The following is a 13,702-nucleotide window of genomic DNA, read 5'->3' as shown; positions in this document are numbered from 1 at the left end:
GCCGTCGGGCGTTCGGGGACGGAAACGGGCCCCAAGGGTCAGCTGAGGGCGCGGGCCTCCGCGGCGGCCGCGCCCGGCCCGACCGGGGCGGGGGGACCCGCAGGGATCCGTACCGTGAAGACAGTCCGCCCTGGCACGCTCTCCGCCGCGATGATGCCGCCGTGCGCCTCGACGACGGCCGCGGCGATCGCAAGGCCGAGCCCCGAACCACCCCCGGGGACAACGCCGCGCGAGCGGGACGCGTCGCCCCGGCTGAAGCGCTCGAAGACCGCGGGCAGCAGCTCCGCCGGAATGCCGGGCCCGTCGTCCTCGACCCGTACGACGCATTCGGCACCCACCTCGGCGACCTCGGCCACGATGGTGGTGCCGGCCGGCGTGTGCGTACGAGCGTTCGCCAGCAGGTTGCCGACGACCTGGCGGACCCGCGCCTCGTCGCCCATCACCACGGCAGGCCCGGAGGGCAACCGCACCTGCCAGCGATGACCGTCGCCCGCCGCCGCCCGGGCGTCCCAGACGGCCTCGGCGACCAGCGACGTCAGGTCGACCTCGCCGGACTCCAGCGGGCGGCCCTCGTCGAGCCGCGCGAGCAGCAGCAGGTCCTCGACCAGCCCCGTCATACGGGAGGCCTCCGAGGCGACCCGCTGCCAGGCGCGCGCGAGGTCGATGGCCGAACCGCCGCGGTTGGCGAGCTCGGCGTATCCGGCGATGGAGGCGAGCGGCGTACGCAGTTCGTGGCTGGCGTCGGCGAGGAAGCGCCGCATGCGGGCCTCGCTCTGCTGCCGTACGGCCAGCGACGTCTCGACGTGCTCGATCATGCGGTTGAGGGCGGCCCCGACCTGGCCCGCCTCGCTGCCCGGGTCCGTGTCGGGCTCCGGCACCCGGGTGAGGCCGGCGACCTCGCCGCGGCCCAGCGGCGAGCGGGAGACCTCGACGGCCGTGGCCGCAACGCGGCCCAGCGGCCGCAGTTGGCGCCGGATGACCACGGCGCAGGCGCATCCGGCCAACGCGAGGGCCACCGCCGCGGTGACCGCCTCGGCGGCGACGAGCTTGTCGATGAACTCCTGCTCGGCGGCGAGCGGCAGCCCGGCGAGGACGGGCCGGCTGGTGTCGGCGAGGCGGACCACGCGGTAGGCACCCAGGCCCGGGATCGTACGGGTATGGACGGCGCCGTCGGCCGGGACGGCGGCCAGCGCGGCGCTCTGCGCTGCGGTCAGCGTCTGCGGGCCGCCCTCGGTGACGACCTCGGCCGCGCTGATCGTGCCGTTGGCGCGGTAGCGGGCTGCGAGGGTGCCGACGGCCTGACCGCTCTTGTTGAGGAAGCCCAGATCCGTGTCGTCGTCGGGGGCGGAACGATTCTGCACGCCGCCCTGACTGCGCGCGGCGGCGATCCCGACCCGCGAGTCGAGGCCGTCCATCACGAAGTGCCGACCGACCAGGATCGTGATCAGGGCCATCGCCGCGCAGACCACGACCAGGGTCGCGCTGATCACGACGAGCAGCCGGACCCGTAGCGACGAGCTGCGCAGGCTCACCTCCGCTCCTCGGGGCATTCGATGGCGTGCGGGGGACACCGCCGGGCAGTTCGGAGCGCCGTCGCACCGTCGCCGCCGCGGAACGGCTGACGGCCGGCCTCGGAGACGGCCGGAGACAGCGGTTCCGCGATTCCGTCCTCGTCGGCCACGACGAGAACGCGTACGAGGTCAGCATGTACGGGCATTTCACCATCGTGGATGAGGAGTTTGGGCGTGCGCTTCGGGCCCGCTGTGTGTTTGCTGAGGGTATGGAGCAAACGGAAACCGCTATGGATACCCACGACGTCCATGACGTCTACGACGTCATCGTGATCGGCGGCGGCCCGACCGGCGAGAATCTCGCCGACCGGACCCGGGCCGCCGGGCTGACCACGGTCCTCGTGGAGAGCGAGCTGGTCGGCGGCGAGTGCTCGTACTGGGCGTGCATGCCCAGCAAGGCGCTGCTGCGGCCGGCCGCGGCCCTGACGGAGGCGGCCTCGGTGGCCGGCTCACAGGAGGCGGTCGGCGACCGCCGTCTCGATGCCGCGGCGGTGCTCGCCCGGCGCGACGAGTTCGCCTCGCACTGGAAGGACGCCGGCCAGGTGAAGTGGCTGGAATCCGCCGGCATCGACCTCGTACGCGGCCAGGGCCGGCTCGACGGCCCCCGCCGCGTCTCCGTGGAGACCCCCGAGGGCGGCCACCGGGTGCTCACCGCCCGGCACGCGGTCGCCGTCTGCACCGGCACCCGCGCCCTCCTGCCCGACCTGCCGGGCCTCGACACCGCCCACCCCTGGACCAGCCGCGACGCCACCAGCTCCCCCGACGTGCCGGGCAGCCTCGTGGTCGTCGGCGGTGGCGTCGTCGGCGTCGAAATGGCCACCGCCTGGCGCGCCCTCGGCTCCGAGGTCACCCTCCTGGTGCGGGGCGACGGACTGCTCCCCCGCTGGGAGCCCTTCGCCGGTGAGCTGGTCGCCGAAGGCCTGCGGGAGGCCGGCGTCGACATCCGTACCGGCGTCTCGGTCGCCGGCGTGAGCCGGGCCTCGGAATTCGACCCGGTGACGGCCGACCTGTCGGACGGCTCCCAACTCACCGCCGACGAGATCCTCTTCGCCACCGGGCGCGCCCCCAGCACGGACGAACTGGGCCTGGAGACGGTGGGCCTGCGGCCCGGCTCCTGGCTCGACGTCGACGACACGTGCGCCGTCACCACCGTCCCCGACGGCTGGCTCTACTGCGCCGGCGACACCAACCACCGCGCCCTCCTCACCCACCAGGGCAAATACCAGGGCCGTATCGCCGGCGCCGTCATCGCCGCCCGCGCCTCCGGCGCACCCCTCGACACAGCCCCCTGGGGCGCCCACTCCGCCACCGCCGACACCGCCGCCGTCCCGCAGGTCGTCTTCACCCAGCCCGAAGCCGCATCGGTCGGCCTCACCGCCGACGCGGCGACCCGTGCCGGGCTGGCCGTACGCGTCGTCGACTACGACCTCGGCAACGTCGCCGGCGCGTCCCTCCACGCCGACAACTACCGCGGCCAGGCCCGCGCCGTCATCGACCCCGACCGCGACCTCCTCCTCGGCCTCACCCTCGTCGGCCCCGGCGTCGGCGAACTCCTCCACGCCGCCACCATCGCCATCACCGGCCAGGTCCCCATCCACCGGCTCTGGCACGCCGTCCCCGCGTACCCCACCATCAGCGAGATCTGGCTCCGCCTCCTGGAGACCTACCGCGGCTGAGCCCGCTGCTCCGGCAGGAAGAATTCCCCCACCCCCCACCCCTTCCCGAGACCAGGGGGCAAACCCCCTCACCCCCGAACGCCCTACGGCGGGTCCTCGGAAGGCGTTATGAGGCTTGAATTCCGTTCTGTGGTCGCCTGATCCCGAGGGTCTGCGAGATCCGGGCAGGTCGGCCGTGTCGGGGTGGCGGGGTGAGTGAGCGCAAGCCGTACCCGAGCGACTTGCCCGACGAGCGCTGGGCATCGATGAGCCCGCGCTCTCCGCGTGACCCTCTGACACCCAGGACCGAACCTCTACCACCAGGAATTCCTGACCTCGAAACCGCTGACGCCCACCCACTGCCACCAAACCCCACACTCCCGAGGGTCTTACCGTCATAGCGAGTCCGCCGACCGCCCTGCCCGTCGGGCGGCTGGATGATGATGCGGGGTAGGTCGGACATGACCCCAGCCTCTGTCGGTGAGCTGCTGTGCGCATTCGCTCGGCGTCCCGATCATGCCCCCGTCGGTATGGGGCAAAAGCGGATAGGTCGGGCCGGGTGACACGCGGTGCGGTCATCCCCGATACTCGCCCGCGAGTCGCACTTCTACCGCAATATGGAACTCACAGTGACCAATGGCATGCAGGAGGGCCCCGCGCGTGGCAGACCATCGCGACGAAACCGATGCCACCGAGAAAGCTGAGCGAGCCGAGGGTGCCGGGCGCCCGGAGGGGGCCGAGCACGCTGGACAGGCCGACGAAGCTCAGGAGGCTGAGGAGACCGATGAGGACAAGCCGAGCTTGGTAAAGACCCTCGCGGGCAGCCTCTGGTTCCCCATGCTGTTCTTCTTCGGCTTTCTGTTCTGTTACATGCTGCCGTTCCACGCCCCGACCCCGCGCGACGTGAAGGTTGCCGTATCCGGACCGGCGTACGCCGAGCAGGTGAGGGCCGGCCTGGAGCAGAAAGCCCCGGGAGCCTTCGAGATCTCCCCGGCAGCGGACGCAGCCTCCGCCCGCCGAAAAGTGCTGGACCGGGAGGCGGTGGCCGCCTATGCGGTCCAGGGCGACAAGGCGACTCTCTTCCTGGCCAAGGCTGCGGGGGCCCCGCTGGCGGACGTGGTCAGCGCGACCTTCGTCAAGGTGGCCGAACAGGGTGGCCAGCGGCTCACCATCGTCGATCTCGCTCCCACCGCGGGTGGCGACACAAGCGGCACCGGTCTGTTCTACCTCGGCATGGTGTGGAACATCGTCCCGTATATCACGGTGATGATGATGATGCGCGCCGTCACTCTCAGTCGCCGAGTCAAGGTGATGACTCTGGTCGGCATGGGCGTCTTCATCAGCGTCGTCGGCTACCTGATCGCCCTGGCGATGAACGTCGTACCCAACGAGCCACTGGCCATCCTCTACGCCTTCATGATCACCCAGGCGGTCGCCTGGACCACCTACGGGCTGGTGCCGTTCGTCAGACAGTTCATCCCCGGAGTGGCGATCACACTCTTCGTCCTCCTCAGCATTCCTTCCAGCGGCGGGGCCATCCCCTACCAAATGGTTCCGGGGTTCTTCCGCGCCCTGCACCCGATCATGCCGCTGGGCAACCTGATCGAGGCCCTGCACGGCCTCTTCTACTTCGACGGCAAGGGGATGCTGCTCCCCACCCTCGTACTGTGTGCGTGGCTTGTCGTCGGTGCGGCCCTCATCGCTGTCGGCGGCTTCCTCGAGCGGCGCAAGGCTGCGGAGGCCACGGCCGGCGCGGAAGCGGAGCAACCGATCGAGGAGACCGTCGAAGACCCGTCCATCCAGGCCCCCGCTCCGCACGCCCTGCACCCCGGCTCCGGCAAGCACTTCGGGGAAGAGGCCCCCATGCTCATCGGTACGGTTTGCCACGCCGATGGGACACCCGCCCCGAACGCCATGGTCATGGTCCTGGCCCCGGGCGGCAGGCAACTCATGCGCACCACCACCGACGAGGACGGTCGCTACGCCGCCGCTGGGCTGCCCGAGGAGTTCCTCGCCGTCCTCCTCCTGGCCCGCAACCACTCACCTGTGGTCACCAAGCTCCTGCTCCGTACGGGACACACTCTCCGCCAGGACTTCATCCTCAACGAGGCCACTCCCGCCCCGGTCCGCAGCCACGACGGCGCCGGGGCATGACGAAGGGGGAACACCGCCCGTGTCCGCCGACCTCTTGATCACCAAAGACATCCGGGCCAACACCGTTGCTCATGAGGCTTGATGCCGGTTTCATTCTTGGGGCTGGGTGAGGTGTGCTGGCCGCGGGTTCGTAGCGGGTGCTACGGGTGGGGTTGGGCGAACAGGCCGGGTTCGGGCTCGGTGAGGATGCCCCGGCTGACCATGCGCTTGAGCTTGGAGCGGATGCCTTCGGTGTTCTTCGGCAGGATGGGCAGGTCGAGGGCCTCGCACAGGTCCCGGGCCCGCATCGACCGGCGGTTGTCGGCGAAGACGGCCAGGATCTGCTGGTAGGCCGGATGGTTGGGCGTGGCGGGCTGGGGGGCCGCTTCAGTGACGGGCAGTTCGTCGGCGAGGCCGAGGAGTGTTTTGCGGGTGATCCGCAGGTTATCGGTCTCTTCGTCGAGTTCGCGCAGGTGCACGGTCAGTTCCTCGGCCGAGGGACGCCCGGCCTTCCACGCGGAGAGCACGGGCTCGATCAACGCCCACCGCTCGTCGGACAAGTCGCTCGGGTACTCGAACGCCGGACGGGCCGAATTCGCCCCCGGCCACCCACCAGGCGGGGGCCCAGAGGGGTTACCCCATGGTTTCGGGAAGGGGCGGGGTGGGAGGTGCCGCAGGCAGTAGCCTGTGGGACCCCGAGCGCCAGCGACCCCCGGCCGGGCGAACGGAAGGGGGCGGTGGCGAGAGCCGCTCGGGAGTGGAGGAGGACGAGGCCGGAGGATGCGGGTACGGCTGTTGGGCCCGGTGGAGCTGGCGGACACCGCCGGCACGCCCGTGGCCATCGCGGCGCCGAAGCGGCGGGCGGTGCTGGCCGCACTGGCGCTGGAGCTCAACCACGTGGTGCCCGTGGACCGGCTGTTGGACCTGGTCTGGGACGGAGACCCGCCGCCCCGCGCCCGTACGGCCCTGCAGGGGCACATCTCCGCCCTGCGGCGGCTCGGCCTGGAACTGGTCACCAGGGACCCGGGGTACGCCCTCCTCGGTACCGACGCCGATATCGACCTGCACCTCTTCCGCAGCCTCATCGCCCAGTCGGCCACCGCCCCGGACGACCGCAGCGCCGCCGAACTCCTGGGCCGCGCCCTCACGCTCTGGCGTGGCGCGCCGCTCGCCGACCTGCCGAGCGCGGCCCTGCGCGACGAGGTCGGGGCCCGCATCGTGCAGGACCGGCTGGCCGCGCTCGAGACCTGGGCGGAGCGCAAGGTGCGCCTCGCGGAGGGCCGCGACACCGTCCCGGCGTTGAGCGAGGCCGTGAAGGCGGAGCCGTTCCGGGAGCCGCTGATAGCGCTGCTCGTGCTGGCCCTGCATCAGGCGGACCGCCAGCGGGACGCGCTCGACCTCTTCCACCGCACCCGCGAGCTGCTGGACGCCGAGCTGGGGGTGGCACCCGGGCCGCCGCTGCGGGCGGCGTACGAGACGGTGCTGCGCGGCGCCGACGAGCAGCCCGCACCGGCCGCCGCCGCACCGGCCCAACTGCCGCGCGAGAGCGCCGGGTTCGTCGGGCGCGACGGCGAGCTGGCCGCCCTGGGCACCGCGGCGGCCGGCCCGCGGCTCGCCCTGATCGTGGGCCCCGCGGGGGTCGGCAAGACCGCGCTGGCGCTGCGCTGGGCGCACGCCAACGCCGCCGCCTTCCCGGGGGGCCAGCTCTTCGCGGACCTGCGCGGCTTCTCGGAGGCGGGGTCGCCGGTGTCGACGGCCTCCGTCCTGGCGGGTTTTCTGCGGGCGATGGGCCCCGCGGACCGTACGATCCCGGCCGATCTGGACGAACGCGTCGCGCTGTACCGCTCGCTGCTCGCCGACCGCCGGGTCCTCGTCGTGCTGGACAACGTCCGCACCGTCGGCGACGTGCTGCCGCTTCTGCCCTCCGGCCCGGGCTGCGCGACCGTCGTCACGACCCGCAATCTGCTGGGCGGTCTGGTGGCCCGCGAGGGCGCGGCCGTGCTGCGCGTCGAGGCGCTGCCCGCCGAGGAGTCGCACGCCCTGCTGGCGCACACCGTGGGCCGCAGCCGTATGGCGGCCGAGGCCACGGCGGCGGCCGAACTCGTGCGGCTGTGCGAGGGGTTGCCGCTGGCCCTGCGGGTCGCCGGGGCGCGGCTGGCGATGCGCCCGGCGTGGACGGTGTCCGAGCTGGTCGCCGACCTTTCCGACGAGCAGGCCCGGCTGTCGGTGCTGACCACGGACGACGCGGACTCCGGGGTCGAGGCCGCCCTGCGGCTGTCGTACCGCGTGCTGCCGGAGCCCGCCGCCGCCCTCTTCCGGCTCCTGGGCCTGCACCCGGGCACGGACGTGGACGCCTGGACGGCCGCCGCGCTGTCCGGCCAGTCCTACGCCCAGGCGACCCGCGCCCTCGGTGACCTGGCGTCCGCGCATCTGCTCCAGGAGACCTCGGCGGGCCGTTTCGCCCGCCACGATCTCGTACGGCTCTACACCGTGCGGCTCGCCGAGCGCGATCTGACCGCCGCCGAGCGCGACGCCGCGTACGACCGGCTCCTGGACTACTACCTGGCGGTGACCGCCGTCGCCGCCGAGTCCGTCGTCTCGCGCAAGCAGCTCCTCTACCGGCCCGGCGCCCCGCCGGCCGCCGGCATGCCGAAGGTCGCCGACGACACCGTCTGGTTCCGCGGCGAAGTCCCCGCCATCCAGGCCCTGATCACCGCCTGCGCCGACGGCCCCCTGGCGGGCCGGGCCTGGCGACTGGCCTCCAACACGATGCCGATGTACTTCCGTACGGAGCACGTGGACGACTGGGTCACCGTGAGCCTCGCGGGGCTGCGGGCCGCCGAGTCCTCCGGTGAGGCGGCGGGACGGTCGCGGCTGCTCACGGACGTGGGGATGGCGCTGTGCGAGCGCAGTGACTTCGACGAGGCCATGCCCTATCTCCACCGCGCGGTCGGGCTCGCCGACGACTCCGGGAGCCAGGAGATCCGCTATCTCGCGGTCAGCCGGCTCGCCATCGGCCAGATGGAGACCGGCCTGACGGAACAGGCCCGGGACACCATGAAGGACGCCCTCGGCATCGCGCGCGAGCTGCACGACCTTCCCTTGCAGGCCGCCGTCCTCAACAACCTCGGCCACCTTCTCAATCTCCTCGGTGAGCATCGCGAGGCCCTCGAATCCGCCGACCAGGCCCGCCTGTTGACCGCTGCCATGCCGTCCACGCACACCCACCTGGCGTCCCTCGCCACCACGGCCGAGGCCCTGCACGCGCTGGGCCGGCCGACCGAGGCCATCGCCCACGCCCGCGAGGCGGGCAGGCTCTCCCACCGGTACGGCAATCCCGCGTACGAGGCGCTGGCGCTGCGCCTGATCGGCCAGATCCAGCGCGATCTCGGCCAGCAGGCCGAGTCCGCCGAGTCCTTCCGCCAGTCCCTGGGCGTCCTCGCCCCGCTCGGCGACCGTACGGAGGCGGACGCCGTCGCCGCTCTCCTCGACGACGGGCCCACCGCCGGAGGCTAGTGCCCCTCCGCCGCCGGGCGGAAAGACCCTAGGCCACGCGTTGGGTCGCCGCCCTCACCACCAGGGGCGCCGGCCCGCACCGTGGACACGGTCGGCACCTGGGTCCGCCCGACCCGGGTACCAGCCGGCCGTCATGCAGCTCGATGACCTCTCCCCAGCCACGGCACACCGGGCATCCGTGTTCTTCTGGACACGCACATGCTCGGCACATGACGGCACCTCCGCTTCTTGGGGAGGTGCGGCCGGACAACGTGGGGGGAAGGATGCCCGGCCGCGTGAACTCCCTGTGCGTTACCTTTCCCTGTCCCGCTAACGCGCCGCCGACGCCGCGCTAACGCCTCTCACCCCTCCGCGTCGAGATGTGGCATCACCCGGTCCAGCCAGCGCGGGATCCACCACGCCCGGCGCCCCAGCAGCGTCATCACCGCCGGCACCAGCAGCAGCCGTACGATCGTCGCGTCGATGAGCACACTCACCGCCAGCCCCAGCCCCAGCATCTTGACGACGATGTTGTCGCTGAGGATGAAGGCCGCGAAGACGCTCACCATGATCAGCGCCGCGCAGCTGATCACCCGGGCCGTGATCTCCAGCGCGTGGGCGACGCTGCCCTTGCTGTCGTGCGTGCGCAGCCACGCCTCGTGCACCCGGGCCAGCAGGAAGACCTCGTAGTCCATGCTCAGGCCGAAGACGATGGCGAACATCATCATCGGTACGTAGCTCTCGATCGGCACCTTCCCCGACACCCCCAGCGCGGGTCCGCCCCAGCCCCACTGGAAGACCGCGACCACGACACCGTAGGACGCCGCGATCGAGAGCAGATTGAGGACGGCTGCCTTCACGGCGACGAGCAGGCCCCGGAAGACGATCAGGATGATGATGAAGGCCAGTGCGACCACGACCGCGATGATCAGCGGCAGCCGGCTGGAGACGATGTCCAGGAAGTCGATCTGCGCGGCCGTCGTCCCGGTCACATAGCCCTCGGCCGCCGTGCCGGACACCGCCTGCGGCAGCACGTCGTCCTTGAGGTGGTTGACCAGGTCCGTCGTGCTCTCGTCCTGCGGCGCGCCCTTGGAGATGACCGTGGAGATGAGTACGTCTCCGTCGCCGGTGGCCTGCAAGGGGCTGACGCTCGCGGCGTCGGTGAGCCCGTTGAGGGCCTTGGTCACGCTGCCGGACAGCGCGGCCCGGTCGGCCGCGGGCACCTTGCTCTGGTCGATGACGACGGTCAGCGGCCCGTTGGAGCCCGGCCCGAAGCCCTGCGACATCAGGTCGTACGCGCGCCGGTCGGTGAAGCTCGTCGGGTCGGCGCCGTCCCCGATGTGCCCGAGCCGCATCGAGAACAGCGGAATGGCCAGCACCACCACCGCGACCAGCCCGGCCGCCAGGAACCACCACGGCCGGCGCTCGACACGCAGCGCGTACCGGTGCCAGGTGCCCTGCACCTCCTCCCCCGGCGCGGCGTCGGTCTCCGCGACCGGTCTGCGTACGTGGTAGCGGTCGATCCGCCGCCCGATCAGCCCGAGCAGCGCCGGCGCCAGCGTCAGCGCGCCCACCACAGCCGTGATCACGGTGATCGCGGCGGCGAGACCCAGCTTGCTGATGAACGTCACCCCGGACACCGACAGCCCGGCCAGCGCGATGATGACCGTGCAGCCCGACACCACGACGGCCCGGCCACTGGTGGCCACCGCCCGGCCCGCGGCGACCGCCGGGTCGTCGCCGTCCATCAGCAGCTGGCGGTGCCGGGTGAGCAGGAACAGGGCGTAGTCGATGCCCACGCCGAGGCCGATCATCGTGGCGAGCGTCGGCGACACGCTCGCGAAGGTCAGGCCGGCCGCCAGCAGGCTCAGCAGACTGAGCCCGATGATGACGCTGACGAGCGCCGTCAGCAACGGAAGCCCGGCCGCGATCACACTCCCGAAGCCGATCAGCAGCACCACGATCGCCACCGCGAAGCCGATCGCCTCGCTCGTCAGGTCCGAGGCCTTCGGCCGCGCCAGCTCGCCCAGCGTTCCGCCGTACTCGACCTCCACCCCGGCCTTCCGCAGCGGCGCCACCGCCTCGTCGACCTGGTCGATGTAGGAGTGGCCGAGGGTGGAGGGGTTCACGTCGAACCGTACGGTGCTGTACCCGGTCTTCCCGTCGGCCGACAGCGCGCCGGAGTTGCTCTGCAGCGGATTGCTCGCGCCCAGCACGTGCGGCAGCTTCTGCAGCGCCCCCACCACCTGGCCGACCTGGTCCTGCACGTCCGTCAGCGGCGCCTTGGCGTCGTGCATGACGACCTGCGCGCTCGTGCCACCCGTCTTCGGCGAGTGCTCCTTGAGGACGTTCAATCCCGTGTTGGACTGCGTGCCCGACAGCGTGAAGTCGTCGGAGTACGTTCCGCCGAACGCGTGCTGCGCCCCCTGAAGCCCACCCAGCGCCACCAGCCACAACACGATCACCACGACTCCGCGCCGGGCGCACCACTCGCCGAGGCGCCGCAGCCACCCCTGTCCGTCGGAGCTCATGATTCTGACGGTATGTCGCATACTCCGCCCACGCCGCGCGTTGCTCCGCCGGACGGGTAGGGTGCGCACCCATGGCGACCTGGCAGCGCACCCTCGACCGCGCGGGCATCACCGACCCCCGCCTCCGCGACGACTACACCCGCGCCCGCCGCGCCGTCGCCGCCTTCGAACGGGGCCCGTACGTCGCCGTACGCCTGCTGCTCCCCGACTCCGTCGTCCCGCACGTCATCGCCGCCACCGCCTTCATGCACCACGGGGACAACATCATCGACCGCGGCTCCCTGCCCGACCGCGTCGCCGCGTTCGCGGTCTGGGAGAAGCAGGTCCGTACCGCCCTGGAGACCGGCACCGCCGCCGGCGACCCCGTCCTGGCCCCGCTGCTCCACACGATCGAGGCCTGTCCGCAGCTGCACGGCCACGTCGAGGACTACCTCCTCGGCTCTCCCGTCGACCTGTGCTTCGAGGGCTTCGCCACCGAGGCCGACTACCAGGCCTACGTCGACGGCTGGTCACTCCCCGCCTTCATGATGGTCGCCAGCCTCCTCGCCCCGCCGCCCGGCACGGCCGCCTACCGGGACTACGTCGCCGGCAGCCGCATACTCATCGAGGCCTGGCAGCGCCTCGACTTCCTCGACGACCTCTCCGAGGACCTCGCCCAGGAAGGCCGCCTCGGCATCCCCGCCGACGCCCTCGCCCGCCACGGCGTCACCCGCCACGACCTCGAGAACGCCCGCCCCACGGACGGCGTACGCGACCTCTTCGCCGACATCGCCGGCCTCGTCCGCCCCGGCCTCCGCGCCGCGCACGGCCTCCTGGGCCTGATCGCCGACGGCAACCAGCCCTTCGTCCGCACCCTGATCGCCCTCCAGGAACACCGCCTCCGGGCCGTGGAGAAGAGGGGCGTCGCTCTCCTCCACGGCCCTTCCCGCCCAGCCGTCCCCTCCGCGCTGGGCGTCCTCGCCCGGGAGTACCGCCGGGCGAAGGTCCATCACTGATACGTAACGCCCGACGTGCTGTACAGGCAGTTCGTACCGTCCGGCCCGCTGCCGAGCGCCGGCGGCTCGGCGCCGGTGTTGTTGCCCTTGAAGCGCTCGCAGACGACGAGCTTCCTGTTCGTGTCGCCGACGATCGTCACGCCCGAAATCCTGGCCGTGTCCCCGTAGTTGGAGTTGATACCGGCCAGCACCTTGCCGGGGCTCGTCGCCCGTACGTTGCTGATCACGACATGGCGTGCGTACTGCGTCCTGCAGTTGCCGCACGACCGGTACAGCTTGCCGAAGTCCTCCACCTGGAAGTTCCTGATCGTCAGCGTCCCGGCCCCGTTGTGCTGGAAGACCTTGTCGTCCGCCTTCCTCGCCCCTCCGCCGTCGACCACGTACGTCGCCGACGCCGACTTCCCCTTGAAGGTGGCCGCGTCCTCGCCGACGTCCTCCCACCACACGTTCTGCAGCGTGCAACTGCCCAGGCAGTGCACGCCGTCGGCAGCCGGCGCCCCCAGGATCACGTTCTTCAGCGTCGCCCCGTCCGCCAGCTCGAAGATCGGCCCCTGATCCTCGCTCTGCCCGGCCGTCCCGAGGTCCCCCGACCCGTAGAACCGCTTCAGGCCGCCGTCGTAGCTGCCGGTCACCTCGATGGTGGCGGTGACGGGCTTGGAGGCGGTGGCGGTCGGCCAGGCGGCGAGGGCGGTGGTGGTGGACGCGGAGGGCGAGGCGGAGGGCGAGGCGGTCTTGGTCGCCGTCGCGGAGGCCGAAGCGGAAGCCGAAGAGGTAGCCGACGGTGACGCTGAGGCTGAGGCGCTCTTGGTCGCCGATGCCGACGAACTCGCAACAGCCGTGGTCGCCTTCAGCGCCCAGCTCTTGCTCGCGGCCGAGTCGCAGGAGTTCTGCTGCGCCAGCCCGCCCTTCACATTCAGGCACTTGCCACTCTTGGCGTTGACCAGGTGGTACGCCTCCCCCACCGCGCTCAACTTCCACACCTGCGACGCGCCCCCGCCGCACGCCTGCTGCTGCACCGCCTTACCGCTCGACGTCGCCGCGCCCTTCACCCCCGCGCACAGCCCGCTGTGCCCCGCCTTCACCGTGAACCCGGCCCCCGACACGGCCAACTTCCACGTCTGGTCGGCGGCACTCCCGCACGCCGCCTCGCCCAGCCGCACACCGCTCGCCCTGCTGGCGGCCGGCACGTCCAGGCACGTGCTGTCGGCGGCGTTCACCAGCTGGTACGTACCGGCGCTGGGCCCTGACGCCGATGCCGTCATCAGCACCCCGCCCGCTATCGCACCCCCGGTCAGCGCCGTGGCCAGCGCTCCGACCAAAAC

The 13,702-nt window shown here is 71.9% G+C and carries 9 protein-coding genes and 2 pseudogenes; 4 read left to right on the top strand and 7 right to left on the bottom strand.

From position 1 onward, the window contains the following. Positions 1-38: 38 nt before the first annotated feature. Together ACFXJ5_RS12460 and ACFXJ5_RS12455 are read right to left on the bottom strand one after the other, a co-directional pair. A complete protein-coding gene (locus ACFXJ5_RS12460) occupies positions 39-1,550 on the bottom strand; it encodes a sensor histidine kinase (protein ID WP_384630299.1) in 1,512 nt (503 codons plus the stop codon). Next, a complete protein-coding gene (locus ACFXJ5_RS12455) occupies positions 1,529-1,717 on the bottom strand; it encodes a hypothetical protein (protein ID WP_384630298.1) in 189 nt (62 codons plus the stop codon). The genes ACFXJ5_RS12460 and ACFXJ5_RS12455 overlap by 22 nt, the downstream gene beginning before the upstream one ends. 84 nt (positions 1,718-1,801) lie before the next feature. On the opposite strand from ACFXJ5_RS12455, the gene ACFXJ5_RS12450 reads away from it, so the two are divergent. Together ACFXJ5_RS12450 and ACFXJ5_RS12445 are read left to right on the top strand one after the other, a co-directional pair. Next, positions 1,802-3,247 carry a dihydrolipoyl dehydrogenase family protein gene (locus ACFXJ5_RS12450; RefSeq protein ID WP_384630297.1) on the top strand — a complete coding sequence of 482 codons (1,446 nt, stop codon included), beginning with the start codon at positions 1,802-1,804 and terminating at the stop codon, positions 3,245-3,247. A 639-nt stretch (positions 3,248-3,886) separates the two neighbouring features. Then, complete coding sequence (locus ACFXJ5_RS12445) at positions 3,887-5,380, top strand: carboxypeptidase regulatory-like domain-containing protein (protein WP_384630296.1); 1,494 nt, start codon at positions 3,887-3,889, stop codon at positions 5,378-5,380. Between the two features lie 140 nt (positions 5,381-5,520). On the opposite strand, the gene ACFXJ5_RS12440 is transcribed toward ACFXJ5_RS12445, so the two are convergent. Then, positions 5,521-5,844 carry a hypothetical protein gene (locus ACFXJ5_RS12440; RefSeq protein ID WP_384630360.1) on the bottom strand — a complete coding sequence of 108 codons (324 nt, stop codon included), beginning with the start codon at positions 5,842-5,844 and terminating at the stop codon, positions 5,521-5,523. Next, positions 5,821-5,919: pseudogene (locus tag ACFXJ5_RS12435) on the bottom strand (IS5/IS1182 family transposase); the annotation flags it as partial. The gene ACFXJ5_RS12440 and the pseudogene ACFXJ5_RS12435, both read right to left, overlap by 24 nt. Positions 5,920-6,139: 220 nt before the next feature. Here ACFXJ5_RS12435 and ACFXJ5_RS12430 point away from each other — a divergent pair. Continuing rightward, positions 6,140-8,875: a BTAD domain-containing putative transcriptional regulator gene (locus ACFXJ5_RS12430; RefSeq protein WP_384630295.1), complete on the top strand. Its 2,736-nt coding sequence runs from the start codon at positions 6,140-6,142 to the stop codon at positions 8,873-8,875. Positions 8,876-9,216: 341 nt separating this feature from the next. On the opposite strand, the gene ACFXJ5_RS12425 is transcribed toward ACFXJ5_RS12430, so the two are convergent. Further along, a complete protein-coding gene (locus tag ACFXJ5_RS12425; RefSeq protein WP_384630294.1) occupies positions 9,217-11,385 on the bottom strand; it encodes an MMPL family transporter in 2,169 nt (722 codons plus the stop codon). 71 nt (positions 11,386-11,456) lie between these two features. On the opposite strand from ACFXJ5_RS12425, the gene ACFXJ5_RS12420 reads away from it, so the two are divergent. Continuing rightward, positions 11,457-12,380 (top strand): phytoene/squalene synthase family protein, encoded by a 924-nt coding sequence (locus ACFXJ5_RS12420; protein ID WP_384630293.1) that lies wholly within the window; start codon positions 11,457-11,459, stop codon positions 12,378-12,380. On the opposite strand, the gene ACFXJ5_RS12415 is transcribed toward ACFXJ5_RS12420, so the two are convergent. Together ACFXJ5_RS12415 and ACFXJ5_RS12410 are read right to left on the bottom strand one after the other, a co-directional pair. Then, complete coding sequence (locus ACFXJ5_RS12415; RefSeq protein WP_384630359.1) at positions 12,374-13,231, bottom strand: pectate lyase; 858 nt, start codon at positions 13,229-13,231, stop codon at positions 12,374-12,376. The genes ACFXJ5_RS12420 and ACFXJ5_RS12415 overlap by 7 nt on opposite strands. Further along, positions 13,211-13,642 (bottom strand): annotated as a pseudogene (locus ACFXJ5_RS12410) (RICIN domain-containing protein); the annotation flags it as partial. The gene ACFXJ5_RS12415 and the pseudogene ACFXJ5_RS12410, both read right to left, overlap by 21 nt. Positions 13,643-13,702 lie beyond the last annotated feature (60 nt).

This window comes from Streptomyces sp. NPDC059373 (assembly GCF_042751495.1).
Taxonomy (GTDB): Bacteria; Actinomycetota; Actinomycetes; order Streptomycetales; family Streptomycetaceae; genus Actinacidiphila.
This window is presented reverse-complemented; position numbering and strand designations above follow the sequence as displayed.